The sequence below is a fragment of the Coraliomargarita sinensis genome, from assembly GCF_003185655.1.
Taxonomy (GTDB): domain Bacteria; phylum Verrucomicrobiota; class Verrucomicrobiia; order Opitutales; family Coraliomargaritaceae; genus Coraliomargarita_B; species Coraliomargarita_B sinensis.
In genome coordinates, this window is record NZ_QHJQ01000005.1 from 54,786 (window position 1) to 70,393 (window position 15,608).

12 protein-coding genes are annotated in these 15,608 nt (G+C 53.5%); 5 read left to right on the top strand and 7 right to left on the bottom strand.

Annotation, left to right across the window (positions count from 1 at the left end):
• The first annotated feature begins 6 nt into the window (after window positions 1–6).
• The 3 genes from DDZ13_RS08260 to DDZ13_RS08270 are packed head-to-tail and all read left to right on the top strand — an operon-like array spanning window position 7 to window position 6,126.
• The gene (locus tag DDZ13_RS08260; protein WP_110130976.1) at window positions 7–3,282 is read left to right on the top strand and encodes a PSD1 and planctomycete cytochrome C domain-containing protein; all 3,276 of its coding nucleotides are present in this window, start codon (window positions 7–9) and stop codon (window positions 3,280–3,282) included.
• A gap of 11 nt (window positions 3,283–3,293) precedes the next feature.
• Window positions 3,294–4,751 carry a DUF1501 domain-containing protein gene (locus tag DDZ13_RS08265; protein ID WP_110130977.1) on the top strand — a complete coding sequence of 486 codons (1,458 nt, stop codon included), beginning with the start codon at window positions 3,294–3,296 and terminating at the stop codon, window positions 4,749–4,751.
• A gap of 19 nt (window positions 4,752–4,770) precedes the next feature.
• The gene (locus DDZ13_RS08270; protein WP_110130978.1) at window positions 4,771–6,126 is read left to right on the top strand and encodes a c-type cytochrome domain-containing protein; all 1,356 of its coding nucleotides are present in this window, start codon (window positions 4,771–4,773) and stop codon (window positions 6,124–6,126) included.
• Between the two features lie 38 nt (window positions 6,127–6,164).
• Here the strand turns inward: DDZ13_RS08270 and DDZ13_RS08275 are convergent, their stop codons facing one another.
• The 4 genes from DDZ13_RS08275 to DDZ13_RS08290 all read right to left on the bottom strand — a co-directional run bounded on the left by DDZ13_RS08275 (window position 6,165) and on the right by DDZ13_RS08290 (window position 10,237).
• Window positions 6,165–6,824 carry a 3-keto-disaccharide hydrolase gene (locus DDZ13_RS08275; RefSeq protein ID WP_110130979.1) on the bottom strand — a complete coding sequence of 220 codons (660 nt, stop codon included), beginning with the start codon at window positions 6,822–6,824 and terminating at the stop codon, window positions 6,165–6,167.
• 102 nt (window positions 6,825–6,926) lie between these two features.
• Complete coding sequence (locus tag DDZ13_RS08280) at window positions 6,927–8,219, bottom strand: sensor histidine kinase (protein WP_146209306.1); 1,293 nt, start codon at window positions 8,217–8,219, stop codon at window positions 6,927–6,929.
• A gap of 128 nt (window positions 8,220–8,347) precedes the next feature.
• Complete coding sequence (locus tag DDZ13_RS08285) at window positions 8,348–9,181, bottom strand: MBL fold metallo-hydrolase (protein ID WP_110130981.1); 834 nt, start codon at window positions 9,179–9,181, stop codon at window positions 8,348–8,350.
• A gap of 3 nt (window positions 9,182–9,184) precedes the next feature.
• Window positions 9,185–10,237 carry a methionine synthase gene (locus DDZ13_RS08290; RefSeq protein WP_110130982.1) on the bottom strand — a complete coding sequence of 351 codons (1,053 nt, stop codon included), beginning with the start codon at window positions 10,235–10,237 and terminating at the stop codon, window positions 9,185–9,187.
• Between the two features lie 141 nt (window positions 10,238–10,378).
• Between DDZ13_RS08290 and DDZ13_RS08295 the strand changes: the two genes are divergently transcribed.
• Window positions 10,379–10,777: a hypothetical protein gene (locus DDZ13_RS08295; protein WP_110130983.1), complete on the top strand. Its 399-nt coding sequence runs from the start codon at window positions 10,379–10,381 to the stop codon at window positions 10,775–10,777.
• 92 nt (window positions 10,778–10,869) lie between these two features.
• Here the strand turns inward: DDZ13_RS08295 and DDZ13_RS08300 are convergent, their stop codons facing one another.
• Window positions 10,870–11,970: a sialate O-acetylesterase gene (locus tag DDZ13_RS08300; protein WP_199221085.1), complete on the bottom strand. Its 1,101-nt coding sequence runs from the start codon at window positions 11,968–11,970 to the stop codon at window positions 10,870–10,872.
• Between the two features lie 164 nt (window positions 11,971–12,134).
• On the opposite strand from DDZ13_RS08300, the gene DDZ13_RS08305 reads away from it, so the two are divergent.
• The gene (locus DDZ13_RS08305) at window positions 12,135–12,680 is read left to right on the top strand and encodes a hypothetical protein (RefSeq protein WP_110130985.1); all 546 of its coding nucleotides are present in this window, start codon (window positions 12,135–12,137) and stop codon (window positions 12,678–12,680) included.
• 117 nt (window positions 12,681–12,797) lie between these two features.
• Here DDZ13_RS08305 and DDZ13_RS08310 read toward each other — a convergent pair whose 3' ends face one another.
• Window positions 12,798–13,322 (bottom strand): cob(I)yrinic acid a,c-diamide adenosyltransferase, encoded by a 525-nt coding sequence (locus DDZ13_RS08310; protein WP_110131146.1) that lies wholly within the window; start codon window positions 13,320–13,322, stop codon window positions 12,798–12,800.
• A 95-nt stretch (window positions 13,323–13,417) separates the two neighbouring features.
• On the bottom strand, window positions 13,418–15,586 hold the full coding sequence (gene scpA / locus DDZ13_RS08315) for a methylmalonyl-CoA mutase (protein ID WP_110130986.1): 2,169 nt from the start codon (window positions 15,584–15,586) through the stop codon (window positions 13,418–13,420).
• Between the last annotated feature and the right edge of the window lie 22 nt (window positions 15,587–15,608).

The window sequence follows — 15,608 nt, forward strand, 5'->3', positions numbered from 1 at the left end:
TAGAAAATGCAAAGTTCATCAAGCATAAGAGGAGTCGTCGCTTTACTGCTGGTTGCGGTTCTGGGCGGTGCATTCTGGTTTGCTTACCAAGGGCCTGAATCCGGGACGACCGACACCGGGCCAGGAGAAACTTCTTCCGATACGACCGAGGAGTCAGGCTACATTGAGCCTTTGAAGCTGGCTGCGGATGCACAGGTCGACTACAATTTTCACGTTAAACCTATTCTGTCGAACAACTGTTTTGCCTGTCACGGTTTTGACCCGAATACCCGTGAAAGCGGTCTGCGCCTGGATACCCGCGAAGGCGCAACCACCAACTACGCGCCGGAAGGGGAAGCTCCCAGATTTGCCGTGGTGCCGGGCTCTCCGGAAGAAAGTGAACTCTGGAAGCGGATCAACCACCATAACCGAGACTTGTTGATGCCTCCCATCGAATCGACCAAGGAAGCGCTGGACGAAAACGAGAAGTCGATTATCAAGCGCTGGATCGCACAGGGGGCGGAATACAAAACGCACTGGTCCTTTATCCCGCCGGAAAAGTCCGGGTTGCCCGCAGTTGACAATAAGCAGTGGGTGAAAAACGAGCTCGACCACTATATTCTCGAGAAAATCGAGAGCATGGGCACAGGACCGTCAGCAATGGCTGACAAGGCGACATTGATCCGCCGCGTAACACTCGACCTGACCGGCCTGCCACCAACCCCTGAAGAGGTTGATGCTTTTCTGGAGGATGACAGTCCCTTTGCTTATGAAAAGGTGGTCGACCGTCTGCTGAAATCGCCTCACTACGGCGAACGAATGGCCCTCGATTGGCTCGATGTTTCGCGCTATGGAGATACCAACGCCCACCACGTGGATCTGATCCGCACCAGCTGGCCCTGGCGTGATTGGGTGATTCGTGCCTTCAATGAGAACAAGCCTTACGACGAATTTATCGTCGAACAACTGGCGGGCGATCTCCTGGAAGATCCGACAATGGATCAGGTTCTGGCGACGAGCTTTAATCGCAATCATCCCATCACAAACGAGGGTGGGGCGATCGATGAGGAGTATCTTGTGGAATATGCTGCCGATCGGGTGCATACGGTCAGCACGGCCTTTCTGGGAATGACGATGGCTTGTGCCCGTTGCCATGACCACAAGTTCGACCCCGTCTCCATCGACGAATACTATAGCTTCCTTTCCTTTTTTAACAGCATCGACGAAGTGGGCCTGGAAGCGCAGGATGCGAAAAAAGCGGAGGGCTACCGTCCTTACATGTATATCGCGCCAAACGAAGACGACCAGCAGGCGCTCAATGCGACCAAACAATCCCTGGTTCAGATTAAGGATGCCATTTCCGGCGTGGCGTGGCATGAGGAATTCAACCGCTTGGTGGAGTCGTATGAACTCGACTGGAAACACCTGACTCCGGCGTATCGGCACGCCTTCTGGAATGGAGAAAAAGTATCCGGGCCCAACTACAAGTATCTGAAAATTAATTCTACCTTGGAGGAACTGGAGGAGCGCCGCAAAGAAGCGGGGCGTTTGGAGTTTGATATTTCATTAAAAGACGCGCCTGAAGGTGCGGACCTTGTGATGGTTCACTTCTATGGTCTGGAATTCGATAAAATCGGGAACAGTCGCGACCTCGATACCGCTGAAGGTAAAGCCATTGTTTCTGAGTTTGATCTGCACATGGTCAAAGGACCGGAGGAAAGTCCGGAGATTGTCAAAACGCTCGGCGTGGCCGAGCACTGGAGCAGTGATTCTGCTCTCGGCATGGCTCGCCCGGCTGCAAATGCCTTTGACGATGATCCTGCCACAGCCTGGGTGCAAAGTCCGAGTGACCGTGCCTTGGTCTTTATGCTGCGTCTGGATGAAGCACTGCCCTCTACGGAGGAGCAAGGGCACCTCCGCCTGGCTTTCCAGTTGGAGAAAGACAGTTTGTTGCCGATCCAAACGAGCATGGTTCATGTTTATGTGGCGAAAGGGCAGCAGACTTTAAAGCATATGGCGGAGCAGGTCCGTCCGTTTTCGCTCACGGCGACCGCGCCGCAGCGCGTTCGCAATCGTCACAAGGAGCAATTTGCCCTGGAATGGTCCGTCTCGAAAGGTGCGCACGCATCAGAGATGCTGGCCGAATGGGGAGCCACTACCGACCGTCACTATTTGTTGCAGCAAAACGCCATTCGCGTGGCGGTGATGCAGGAAAAGGATGAGCCGACGCCAACCTTTGTTTTGGACCGCGGTGCCTATGATTCGCCTCTCAAAGACAGGCCCGTTGATCGCGTCGTGCCTGAGGCGCTTGGTGAGATGGATCCGGATTATCCCAAGAATCGCCTGGGGCTGGCCTATTGGTTGATCGATGAGGATAACCCGCTGACGGCCCGGGTCACAGTGAACCGCTACTGGCAGCTCATTTTCGGGAACGGCCTGGTTCGAACCGCTGAAGACTTCGGCTTTCAGGGCGAACTGCCCACGCATCCGGAGTTACTCGATTATCTGGCTGTCGACTTCATGGAATCGGGCTGGGATGTGAAAGCCCTGATGCGGAAGATCGTCCTCTCCGCGACTTACCGTCAGCAGTCGGTTCGCCGGCCTGAGTTTGACCTGGCCGATCCGGAAAACCGCTATCTTTCCTGGTTCCCTCGCCGGCGTCTGCCTGCCGAATTCATCCGTGACAATGCTCTGGCCGCATCCGGACTGCTTGTTCCGAAGGTCGGAGGGCCGAGTGTTAAGCCTTATCAACCCGACGGGCTCTGGCTCGAGAAGACGATGCGTCCGAACAGCAACACGGGTAAGTTTGTGCGTGATGACGGAGAGGACCTCTACCGGCGGGGCATGTATACCTTCTGGAAACAGGTGGCACCGCCGCCGCAAATGGAAGCTTTTGACGCGCCCTCACGCGAGGTCTGTGTGATCAAAAGAAATAATACGAACACACCGATGCAGGCACTCGTTCTGCTCAACGACGTAACCTTCCTCGAAGCTTCACGGGCCATGGCTTCTCGTGTTATGGACGAGCTTCCCGGGGAATGGGAGACGACTTTGAACGACCGCCTTGTGCGCAGCTATCGCTACCTGACCGGGCGGCGACCTTCAGAGCAAAGTATGGAAGTCTTGAAGAATCTGACACTCGAATCTTACAAGGCCTTTGCCGCCGACAGTGAGAAGGCGGAAGGCTTCCTCTCTTATGGGGAAAGCCCGATTGATGAAGATGCGGATACGGTTGAGCTGGCGACACTGGCATATACCGCTTCGGCAATTATGAATTTAGACAAGACCATAACCCGTGATTAGGACTGATACAGATGGATCCCATTGAAGAATATTGCCGTAACATCACCCGTCGTGAATTTTTTAGCAAAATGGCCGTTGGTGCAGGGGCAATTGCTTTTGGCGACCTGTTGACACGGGATGGCTATGCGAGCGCGGAAAATCCACTTAAATATGGTCAAATGGGAGCGCCGCACTTCGCTCCGAAGGCTAAACGGGTGATCTACCTCTTTCAAAATGGAGGCCCCTCTCAACTCGACATTTTCGATTATAAACCCGGACTGAAGCAGAAGTTCGACCAAGACCTTCCGGATTCGGTTCGTCAGGGGCAGCGGGTGACGGGGATGACTTCCGGACAAAACAGGTTCCCGGTGGCGCCATCGATTTTCGAATTCAAAAAATACGACAACAACCAGGACGGATTATGGGTGAGTGAGCTGTATCCGCACACCGCGAGTATGGCCCATGAGATGTGTGTGATGTATGGCATGCACACGGATGCGATCAACCACGTGCCGGGTATTACCTTCCTGCAGACGGGGCACCAGCAACCGGGACGGCCGGCGATGGGCTCCTGGATGAGTTATGGGCTGGGCAGCGCTAATGACAACCTCCCGTCCTATGTGGTCATGATCAGTCAGGGCTACGGGAACATGCAGGCGATTTCCTCGAACCTCTGGAGCTCGGGCTTCCTACCCAGCGAACATCAGGGAATCAACTTCCGTGGCGCGGGAGATCCTGTCCTGTATCTCTCTGATCCCAAGGGGATGAATCGCACGGACCGCCGCCGGATGCTGGACGCGATTGCCGATCTCAATCAGGAAGAATATCACCGCACCAAGGACGACGAGATCATGGCCCGGATTTCCCAATACGAAATGGCCTACCGGATGCAGGTATCGGTTCCCGAATTGACTGACCTGAGCGACGAGGATGAGGACACGCTCGCATTGTATGGGCCGGACGTGCACACGCCCGGAAGCTATGCCTACAACTGCATCATGGCCCGACGCATGGCGGAGCGGGGTGTGCGTTTCGTGCAGCTTTACAATCGCGGGTGGGATCAGCATGGCAACCTGCCGAACGAAATTAAGAAACAGTGTAAAGCGTCAGACCAGCCTCAGGCCGGCCTGCTGAAAGACCTCAAGCGCCGGGGGATGCTGGATGAAACGCTTGTGGTCTGGGGCGGCGAGTTTGGTCGTGGTGTTTACAGCCAGGGTAAACTAACTGAGGAGAATTACGGGCGCGACCACCATCCCAAGTGCTTTACCATGTGGATGGCCGGCGGGGGTGTGAAGCCTGGCATTACCTACGGCCAAACGGACGAATACTCTTACAATATTCTGGATGGGGGGATTCACGTTCATGACTTGCATGCCACCATGTTCCATTTGCTTGGTATCAATCACGAGAAACTGACCTATCGTTACCAGGGGCGTGATTTCCGGCTGACGGATGTGCACGGCAAGATCGTGAAGGATATTCTCGCTTAAACAGTGCTCCGGTAAGCGCATGGATTTCATCTCATTTTTAGGGCGTCTGCATCCCGTCGTCCTGCACCTGCCCATAGGGGCCTTGTTTACGGTGATCGTCGCTGAGATCTGGTTGTTGCGTTCGACGCAGCGCAAGGATCAGTTGCTGCTCTTCGTTCTCTATCTTTTCACATTGTTGACCGCAGTGTTGGCGATCGCGACCGGACTTATACTTCACGAGGAAGATGCATACGGCGGCTCGACTCTCGATCTGCATGAGAAACTGGGAATCGCCACCGGTGTGGTCATGATTCTTCTGGCTGGCTGTGCCTATGTGGCTGTTCGAATGCAGTCAAAGCATTCCGGCCTCAGTCGCTGGGTGACGATTCGCCGATTGGGCCTGTTTGTATCCACGGGCCTGATTACGGTTACCGGACACTATGGTGGCGAACTGACTCATGGTCGGGGCTTCCTCTTTGAATACGGGCCCGCCTTTTTACGTGAGTCGACCAAAGTGGAGCCGGTTGAAATTACCGCGGAGATCACCGCTTTTGACGCTGCGATTCACCCGATCATCGAGAATTATTGTGTCTATTGCCACGACGACGAGACGACCAAGGGTAAGCTGCGTATGGACAGCCCGGAGGCAATGCTGGCTGGCGGCAGCACGGGGCCATTGTTTGTCGCTGGTGATACGGAGAACAGCCTGATGCTTGAGCGCATACACCTTCCCGACGATCACGAGGACCATATGCCTCCGATTGAAAAGCGGCAACCGAGCGAAGAGGAAATCGCTGCGCTAACCTGGTGGATTGAGAGCGGTGCATCATTCGATATGAAACTAAGCGACCCTCAGGTTCCAGAGTCTGTTCAGGCCGTTGTGCCCGGCGATGAGCCAGTCGAAGAAGAGCCGAAAATCTCAGAAGAACTGGATTTGGAAGCCGTGCAGGAATTACGCGATCAACTGCTGACCATCCAGCGGATTCAGCAGGGAGATAATCGCCTCTGGGTCAGTTTTAGTGCCATAGCCACCACGGCCGGAGATGATTTTATATTACAGCTTCGGCCACTGGCGAATTTTGTCACTTGGCTGGATCTGGCCCGTACGCAGATCACGGATGCCTCCATGTCAGAACTTGCCCTTATGAAAAATCTTGAGCAACTGAATCTGAATGCCTGCGACATTACTGACGAAGGGATCAAACAATTGGAAGGCCTTGATAATCTCAAGGATCTAAACCTGGCCGAGACACCGGTCAGTGAAGCTTCACTTCCGACACTGATTCAACTGGACTCGCTTGAAACAGTCCACCTTTTCGGCACCGGATGGACAGCAGAGGGTGCGGAAGTTTTTCGAAGAATCCGACCCGACGTAACGGTCAACATCGGTGAGTGAGCGGCTGGGAACAGGCACATCAGCCGGCCATCAGAAATCTACAGTCGCTTGATTCGGATATTGCGCAGCCAGAAGGGCATGCCGTGATCCTGAAAGCCAATTTTGCCGCTTGTGGATAAAGATTCTCCGTTAATTTCATGGGCCTTCAGGTCCGTGTGATCGTGAACCAGTACGCCATTGATGACAACCGTGAGCAGTGAGCCCTCTAGTTTGACCACAGCACGGTTCCATTCGCCCGGAAGCTTGTTGGCGGATTTGGCCAACGGATCTCCGGCCTGGCGATCCTTGAACATGATGATGCCGCCAAGGTCGTGCCAACCCGGTTTTTCCTTTTTGTGACACTGGGTCAGTTGGAGCTCCAAGCCCGTGAAAACGGGGTTATCTACGTCGGACACCCGGAAGTAAAAGCCCGAGTTGCCGTTTGGAGTGAATTTAAATTCAAACTCGCAGATAAAGTCGGTGTAATCCTCCTTGAGCCAAAGATAGGAGCCGAAACGATTCCATCCTTTTTCACCCGGACGCGGTTCGAGAGAAACATTTTTTCCGTCTACCGACCAATTGCCCTCTGTCGTGACTTTTGAAAGGTCACCGTCGATGACCGTTTCCCATTCAGACGTTTCGGCGAAACATGGCAAAATAGTGGAAATGCCAATCAGTATGATTAAGGAGCTGAGTTTGTGTTTTGTTTTCAGATGCATAGAGCTGCGGGTGTTATGGACTTGGGTGCCTGATGACTGATTTTTGTTTTTCGGGCGGAATTGGAATGCTGCCCTGAACTGAGCGAACAGAGGGGAGGTATTCTACGTCTGGGCCTCTTCGGACAAGTCGTGGATGCAGTTAGGGAGTGAAATCAGAAACGTGCTTCCTTTATCGGGCGTGCTTTTCATGCTTATGCTGGCTCCGATGAGATCACATATCTTGCGGCATATGGTTAGGCCCAAACCTGCTCCTTCATGGTGCCGTGACAACGAACTTTCGATCTGGTAGAACGGTTCAAAAATTTTCATTTGCTTGTCAGCCTCAATGCCGATTCCGGTGTCGGTGACACTGAAGTCCAGTCCGTTCTCGTTGATTTGAACCCCAACTGTAACAGATCCTTCCTCTGTGAATTTCAGTGCATTGTTTATCAGATTGATCAGCAACTGGCGTAGACGAAGAGCATCTGTTTTGATTGTCTCGGGCAATCCCGGGGCCTCTGTTAGCTTTAATTCCAGTCTCTCAAAGTCCGCTTTGGGCTTCATGATCTTGACGATACTGTTGAGAAAGGCGCTAAGTTCGAAGGTTGTTTCCTCGATTCTGAATTCCCCGCGTTCCAGTTTGGAGAAGTCCAGGATCTCACTGATCAATGAAAGTAAATGAGCGCCTGAATCGTGGATGGTTTCGAGCGCCTTACGTTTTTCCAGGTCTTTCTCGTCGAGCGCCAAAATTTCGCTCAGTCCGATGATCGGGTTCAAGGGAGTCCGTAGTTCGTGACTAATGACGGAAAGAAAATCATTTTTGGCCAGGTTGGCGGATTCAGCCCTTTTGACGTTTTCCTCAAGTTCTTTTTGTATGCGCCGCTGTAGATCGATATAGTCGTTCTCTTTTCTGTAATGATCCAAGTCCGCCTCTATTGCGGTGCGGAAGCCATTGACCAGGCGTTTGATTTTATCCGAAAATTTATTTTCCTTGGAGTCCAGAATACAGAGCGTGCCAAAAATACTCCCGTCCGGCCAGAGGAGCGGAACTCCGTAATACGCGATCATACCCAGGGGAACATCAGGATTATCTGCCCAGAGGGGATCCTTCAGCGCATCGACGATAGATAAGTCCTCCCGGTTGGCGACGACAGTTTCACAGTAGAGCCCGCAGCCCAAGTGTTCCTTCGCACCTTCTTCATAAACATTATCAGGATTCGTGCTGGAGGCATGTACTTCAATCTCTCCCTCGAGCAAGCGCATTACCAGTGCGGCGGGAATTTCGCCAATTTCGATCAGGATGTTCAGCAACTCACGCCACTTTTCCAGAATATCATCAGACTGTTTGCTGAAAGCGGCGTCCTTGATTGGGATGGTGACAGAATCCCGTCCCCGGACGAAGACATCTGTCTTCACGGTATGTTTGGAATGGTGCAATGCTTTAGGGATATCTCAGCAAACCACGATATCAAGCAGTTTAAACCAACCGAACGTTAAACAGCGTACTTTTTACAGGCCGGACCAATATGCGCTTATTCGCCGGATTAGAGGCAGGTGCTCTCGCCGTTGCGCAGTGTCTTGAATGCTTGTCCATTCAGCCGGCAGGCTTCTTCAAAAATCGCCGGATCGGCGGTGTTGAATGCAAACATGTCGTAGTGGTGGGGGATGACCAACTTTGCCTCAACCGCGCGGCCCAACGTGGCGGCTTCCTCTCCGTTGAGATTTCCCGCAACACGTCGTTCAGGCTTGTTTCCGTTAATTGGTAGAAAAGCGACATCAGGGGCGAAAGGCTTTAAAGAATCGATCAAGCCTTCGTGTATCAGGGTATCACCGCTGTGATAGATGGTTTTTCCGGCAACTTTTATGACAAAGCCCATGAACTTACAGTTTCCGTGCTCATCTCGATCGACATTATTGTGGGCGGCACTAATGCCATGGATTTCCATGCCCCCGAATGTGGTCATTTCGCCTGCGTTCGTCTCTAGCATACGATCAGCTATGTTGCCGAGCCGATTGAGGATGAATTCCCGATTGGCGCGTGGGCATAGTAGTTTCGCATCGGGGTTGGCTTCAAAAAGTGGCAGTAGTGTCTCTGCATCCAGATGGTCGGTGTGGTTGTGGGAACTGGTGATGAGATCAATTCCCGTAATCTGTGCCGGAGCGATTACCTGCTCGGTGACACGCTGGTGCGGCTTGTCGGTATCGGCATACTTTTTCGTCAGTGAATCCGATAGATAGGGGTCGAACAAGATCGTTCCCTCAGCTGTGACCACCAGGAAACCGCTTTGTCCGAGCCACCAAACCTTTGTCGCTCCCTGACGCTGTGCTTGCTTAATGTCGGTGAGGAGGGCGTCGTCTTTTTGGAAAGCCTGCTTCACGGGTCAGGTAAGCTTGAGCTCTTTTTTAACTATTTCCACGCCGGCGACCATGTTGACCAGTTTGCGTTTGGCGGCCCAGCGGGCGGTCTGGCTCAATCCGCAGTCGGGAGCAAAAACCAATTTTTCAGCGGGGGCGTACTCGAGGCAGCGTCTGACGCGGCCTGCAATATCATCCGGGGTTTCAACATAATAACTTTTCACGTCGACGATGCCGACCGCGACATCCGTGTGTTTTGCGATCTCAGCGATGAGTTCCAGTTCGGCAAACTCACGACTGGCCATCTCGACGTGCATCTCGTCGCACTTGAAATCAAGAAACGCGGGGAACATGGGTGAAATTTGGCGCGGGCCCACCGCCCGGGCTTTAAAATTACCAAAGCAGAGATGGGTGCAGACGCGGGCTTTCCCTTCAATAGACTCGACCGTACGGTTAAAGATATCGACGAAACGGGCAGGATCCTCCTTGTAGGCGTAGCAGCTCATGGAGGGCTCATCGACACTGATTTCCGTGCAGCCAGCGGCCACCAGGGCTTCGAGCTCTTTTCGGACGATCGGCAACAAGGCCTCGGTGATGGCCCAGCGGTCCTTATACTGCTCATTGGGTAAAAGGCGGCCGCTCATGGTGTAGGGGCCGGGGACACTGGCTTTCAAAGTGACTTGCTTGCCGGGGTGCATCGCTTGATACACTTCGGCCAGCCGCTGGTATTCCTCCACTGCGCCCAGCCCTTCAGGAGCATGTAATTCGCCGGTGATGGCGTGTTTGCCTCGCTGATCATGAGCGGGAGGGCCGAAGAGACGGGGCGAAGCGGATTCCAGCTCGATTCCCTTGATGTAGCCGTAGAAGGAAAGGTTGAAGTCGAAGCGGGTTTGTTCACCGTCGGTAATGACATCCAGTCCGGCCGAAAGTTGGTCATGGACGGCGGCAATAACGGCGTCGCGTTGCACTTCGGAGATGTCGTTGACACCAAAGTTGTCCAGATTTTCAGAGGCGAGTTCGAGCCAACCGGGAAAGGGGTAGCTGCCGATGACTGAGTTACGAAGGGGGTTGGATTCCATGATGAGATATTATTGAGCGTTATCCGTATTCATACCTAGGCTGATCAAGCTAAAACATAGGTAAAGAGTTGATTATTAGATAGCTTTCAGAACATTTCTTCTTATTCAACAAGATCGTCCCACTGTCTGCTATTTTATGCCATGAAACCCAAGCTGAAATATGATTTCAAGGAGGATCGATCCTTATGGATAACCCTGAGCGGCTTGATCGATGCGCAGACCATGGAAAGGTTGACTTATGCAGACCATGAAGACGAGCGCTCTGTGACGGCGAAATACGCGATCGCAGATCTAAGAGAGGCTGATATGCGAGAGGTGACTCATCGCCAGATTCGTCATGTCGCTGCTCTTGATATTGGCGCATCCCGTACCAACCCTCATCTGCGGGTCGCATTTGTCGCCGCAGATCCTGTCGCAGTGGAATGTTGCCAATATTACATATCCATTTGTACGAGACTGAAAATCCCCTGGGAGCTGGCTATGTTCGAGCATGTTGAAGAAGCGCTTGGATGGTGCCGTCAGGTTCGCTCTGTAGGTTGAGGTACTCTTTTATGACCCCCCAATTTCTTTGGGGCGCAAAAAAAGGCCGGTCACAGCAGACCGGCCTTTCGGAATTTTTTTGGGAGAATGTGTTACTTCAACAGATCGACCATGGCTTCACCCATGGCGAGTCCGACATTCATGTAGGTCTTGGCGTTGCCGCTGTAGTGGGCGTTCGAGGAACTTCCCATGCTGAGCGGATGCGTATACACAGTGCTTACATCGCCTTTGAACTCGGAATATTCACCTTCGGCGTTGCCGACAGCCATCATCCCCTCGAGAATCATTTTTTCATTCCCTTCGGCATTGTCCTTATCGGTCTGGCCGAGGGTGGCGCAAACGAACTTGGCATCCGGTGCGTCGAATTCTTTGCGCAGTGCTTTAATCAAAGTGGCGAGGTTTTTGCCGTAGCGGTAAGCGTGTCCCGCGTTGTAGCGATCTTTGTCGCCCTGCCACCAAAGGAAACCGGCAATCTCGTAACCTTGTGCGTCCGGATAGTAAGTGTTCAATTCCTCTAGGATCTTTTTGGCGTTGGCGACATCGTCGTCGTACTGCTTGCCTGCATACCACTTGTGATTAGGCGGTTCCGGAATATTTCCTTTTTCCCAGCGTAAATGGCGCACCTCATCGTTATAGCCGGGATAAACGTAGGTTTTGCCATCCTTGGGGTCTTCATATTCGAAGCGTTCGCTACCGGGAGGGAGGAGATCCCAGCCCAAGCTTCGGTTGCCAATGGAGCTACGCAGTACCATGACCGGCTCGTCGATTGCGTTGCCGAGTTGATGGCCGATGCCCAGGTCAATGCCGATCTTTTTGCTTTTTACGGTGAGGAAATCGTTGCGACCAACCCGCATGCTGCCGCGTTTTTGCATGACATGGACCTGGCGGACATCCTGTCGGGTGGTCCAATTGCCCTCGTCATCGACGAGGAAAGGATAGAGGCCCTCGTTTTTAACGGCGTGCTCCAGAGTGCCTTCTTTATCCGCGGGACCGACCTTGCCCATTTCCAGGGTGTTGGACTGCCCCATGACGATGAAGACCTTGACCTTCTTCGACATGTCGGCGGGCTGACCGTCGGGTTGCGGCAAATCAGCGGCTTGAGACGCGGTAACAGAGGAGAGTGACGCCAAAAGGCCGACTAACAGGGCCTTTGAAACATGGGGTAATCTTTTATTCGAGATATGTGTAATCATTCGCATGAGGTTTCTTAGTGTTATTTGTTTTACAAGGCCTATTCTGGCCTGTTGGCCTATTGACTGTCTGTCTTCAGGGAAGTTCCACCCGTCGGAAAATATACGATTTGCAGAAGAAAACTTTGGCGTGACGATCCCATCATCCTGAGTTTTATTACCTACCAATGCACGTTCCCATTCCTGAAAATATCGAACTCGTTGAAGAACGCGGCGATCTCGTCATTCGTCGCTCCTGGCGCGGCCCGCACCTATGGTTTCTGTTGCTTTTCTGCATCATATGGAACGGCTTTCTTGTCTTCTGGTACTCGGCCGCATTCGGCGATTCCAATGCGCCACTGATCATGAAGCTCTTTCCGCTTGGGCATGTCGCCGTCGGAGTCGGCCTGACCTACTACGTCATTGCCGGGTTCGTCAACAAAACCGATATTCGCATCAACCCGCTTAAGGTGAGCGTTCTGAGCTATCCGATGAAGTGGTTCGGCAACAAAGAGGTGGCGATCGACGACATCAAGCAGCTCTACACCACGGAAAAGATTTCCAACAACAAGAACGGGACCAGCATGAGCTACACCGTCAACATCCTGACGCCTGCCGGGAAGCAGCTCAAACTGATCTCCGGACTGCAGGCTAAGGAGCAGGGGATCTATATTGAGAAAAAGATCGAGGAAGTGTTAGGGATTGAAGATGAAGCAGTCGCTGGTGAGGTGTAATACCTTTTAAAAGAGGGATCATTTGGGGAGAAGGGGGGAGAAGGGGAGAACTGACCAGGGAAAGCCTCTACGGATAGAAAAGTTCCCTTGTCCTTTTGTCCGGCGCAAGCTGTGGCATCAGCTGTGTTCCCGGCCCCAGAGCCAGAGTAGGTCGGCGAGACGATTCAGGTAGTGGATGAGTTCCGGGCGGACCGCGGCTCCGGAATCGCGGAGGGTAACGAGTCCACGTTCACAGCGGCGACAGGTGGTACGTGCCTGGTCAAAAAAAGCATCGGCTACGGTGTTGCCGGGATAGCTCCAGCCCTTGAAGCCACCCTTGCTGGATTCAAACTCATCTACCAGATTGGTCAGGGTATCGACTTTACTGAGATCGATCAGTTTTCCCTGATATTTCTCACTCAACTTTCCGCGATCCGCATCGTCGGTGGCTAGCTCGCACATCATTACGACCAGATCTTTCTGAATCTCCAGGATTTGCTCCCGGATGGAATCATTTTTAGCATGGGCGCGGCAAAGTCCCAAAGCCGAGTTCAGTTCATCGACTCGCCCGTAGGTCATAACGCGGGGATGGTTTTTCGGCACTCGCTTGCCGAAGAGCAAGGAGGTGCTGCCGTCATCACCGCGTTTGGTGGAAATACTCATGGGGTGAACATCGAACATTGAACATCGAACGTCCAACATTGAATGAAGTGCGGATGATTTAAAGTTGGAGGTTCGATGTTCGGCTTTCGTTGCGACTATTGCGCCTCGAGTAATAATTGAAGCATCTTTTTGGCTGCGTCCGGGATGACTGTTCCGGGGCCGAAGATGGCCTTGGCCCCGTGCTCGTAGAGGTAGTCGTAGTCCTGCGCGGGGATAACGCCGCCACAGACGACCATAATATCTTCGCGACCCAGCTTCTTGAGTTCGTCCACAAGCTGTGGGAGCAGTGTTTTGTGCCCGGCGGCGAGTGATGACATGGCGACGATGTGGCAATCGTTTTCCACGGCTTGCCTTGCGGTTTCCTCCGGTGTTTGGAAGAGGGGGCCGATGTCGACGTCGTAGCCTAGGTCGGCGTAGCCGGTGGCGACGACCTTCGCGCCGCGGTCATGGCCGTCTTGACCCATTTTGGCAATCATGATCCGCGGACGCCGTCCTTCTTCCTCCTCGAATTTGTGGATGAGTTCCTTGATTTCCTCCATGGCAGGTGTGCTTCCGAATTCCTTGGCGTAGACGCCGGAAATGGAACGGATGTTCGCCTTATAGCGACCGACCACACTTTCGATAGCGTCAGATATCTCACCTAAAGTGGCGCGCTTGGAAGCGGCGTCAACGGCGAGTTCGAGGACGTTGCCGTCACCATCTCTCATGGCGTTGGCAATTGCTTCAAGGCTGGTTTTCACGGCGGCATTATCGCGCTCGGCCCGAAGCTTTTTCAGGCGTGCGATTTGGGATTCCCTTACAGCGGAATTATCGATGTCGAGAATTTCCAGGGGGTCTTCCTTTTCGAGTCGATACTTGTTGAGTCCGACGATGGTTTCCTTGCCGGAATCAATCCGGGCCTGCCGGCGTGCCGCCGCTTCCTCGATTCTCAGCTTGGGAATGCCTTCCTCGATCGCCTTGGTCATGCCGCCGTATTCTTCACACTCCTGAATGTGGCCCCAGGCTTTGTGCATGAGTTCGTGGGTGAGTGCTTCCACATAGTAACTGCCGCCCCAGGGGTCGATGAAACGGCACATGCCGGTTTCTTCCTGGATGAAGAGTTGGGTGTTCCGGGCGATCCGTGCAGAGAAATCGGTCGGCAGGGCGATCGCTTCATCCAGTGCGTTGGTATGCAGTGATTGGGTGTGTCCGCAGGCCGAGGCCATCGCTTCGATGGCGGTCCGGGTGACATTGTTGAACGGGTCCTGTTCGGTCAGGGACCAGCCGGAGGTTTGCGAGTGCGTGCGAAGGGCCAGCGACTTCGGGTTCTTCGGGTCGAACTGTTTGACAATCTTGGCCCAGAGCAGACGGGCCGCCCGCATCTTCGCTATCTCCATGAAGAAGTTCTTGCCGATTGCCCAGAAGAAGGAGAGGCGCGGGGCGAAGGCATCGATATCCAGGCCGGCATTCACGCCGGTGCGCAGGTATTCCAGCCCGTCAGCGAGGGTGTAGCCCATTTCCAGGTCGGCGGTCGCACCGGCCTCTTGCATGTGATAGCCCGAAATCGAGATCGAGTTGAACTTGGGCATGTTTTTCGACGTGTATTCGAAGATGTCACCGATAATCCTCATGGAGGGCGTGGGCGGGTAAATATAAGTGTTCCGCACCATGAATTCCTTGAGGATGTCGTTTTGGATCGTCCCGGCGAGTTGATCCAGTTTGCAGCCCTGTTCCAGTCCCGCCAGAATGTAGAATGCGAGCACGGGAATGACCGCACCGTTCATGGTCATGGACACAGAAACCTTGGAGAGGTCGATGTCGTTGAAGAGAATGTGCATGTCTTCAACCGAATCGATGGCGACCCCGGCCTTGCCCACATCGCCAACCACACGAGGGTGGTCGGAATCATATCCGCGGTGCGTTGCCAGGTCGAAGGCAACGGATAGGCCCTGCTGGCCGGCGGCGATATTCCGGCGGTAGAAGGCGTTGGATTCCTCGGCGGTCGAGAAGCCGGCATACTGCCGCACCGTCCAGGGTCGGAAAGCATACATCGTGGCGTAGGGCCCCCGCAGGTTGGGAGCAATCCCAGCAGTGTAGTCGAGGTGCTCCATCTTTTCGTAGCCCTGTTGAGTGTACAGTGGCTCGACGTCGATTTGCTCCATGGTCTCGTTGACCAATTCATCGACGCTCTTGCCGGTTTCGGCTTGGACTTGTTCGGCCCATTCCTCCCGGCTGGCGGCAGGCTTAGGGGCTTCGTAAGTGATTTCTGAGAAGTTCGGTTTCATTCTAAATAGTTCTCCGGTTTCG

Excerpts from the sequence above, each read along its gene's own strand:
- DDZ13_RS08275 (WP_110130979.1), bottom strand. The coding sequence starts at position 6,824 with ATGCATCTGAAAACAAAACACAAACTCAGCTCCTTAATCATACTGATT.
- DDZ13_RS08300 (WP_199221085.1), bottom strand. The coding sequence starts at position 11,970 with ATGATTACACATATCTCGAATAAAAGATTACCCCATGTTTCAAAGGCC.
- DDZ13_RS08295 (WP_110130983.1), top strand. The coding sequence starts at position 10,379 with ATGAAACCCAAGCTGAAATATGATTTCAAGGAGGATCGATCCTTATGG.
- DDZ13_RS08305 (WP_110130985.1), top strand. The coding sequence starts at position 12,135 with ATGCACGTTCCCATTCCTGAAAATATCGAACTCGTTGAAGAACGCGGC.
- scpA (WP_110130986.1), bottom strand. The coding sequence starts at position 15,586 with ATGAAACCGAACTTCTCAGAAATCACTTACGAAGCCCCTAAGCCTGCC.
- DDZ13_RS08270 (WP_110130978.1), top strand. The coding sequence starts at position 4,771 with ATGGATTTCATCTCATTTTTAGGGCGTCTGCATCCCGTCGTCCTGCAC.
- DDZ13_RS08265 (WP_110130977.1), top strand. The coding sequence starts at position 3,294 with ATGGATCCCATTGAAGAATATTGCCGTAACATCACCCGTCGTGAATTT.
- DDZ13_RS08290 (WP_110130982.1), bottom strand. The coding sequence starts at position 10,237 with ATGGAATCCAACCCCCTTCGTAACTCAGTCATCGGCAGCTACCCCTTT.
- DDZ13_RS08260 (WP_110130976.1), top strand. The coding sequence starts at position 7 with ATGCAAAGTTCATCAAGCATAAGAGGAGTCGTCGCTTTACTGCTGGTT.
- DDZ13_RS08310 (WP_110131146.1), bottom strand. The coding sequence starts at position 13,322 with ATGAGTATTTCCACCAAACGCGGTGATGACGGCAGCACCTCCTTGCTC.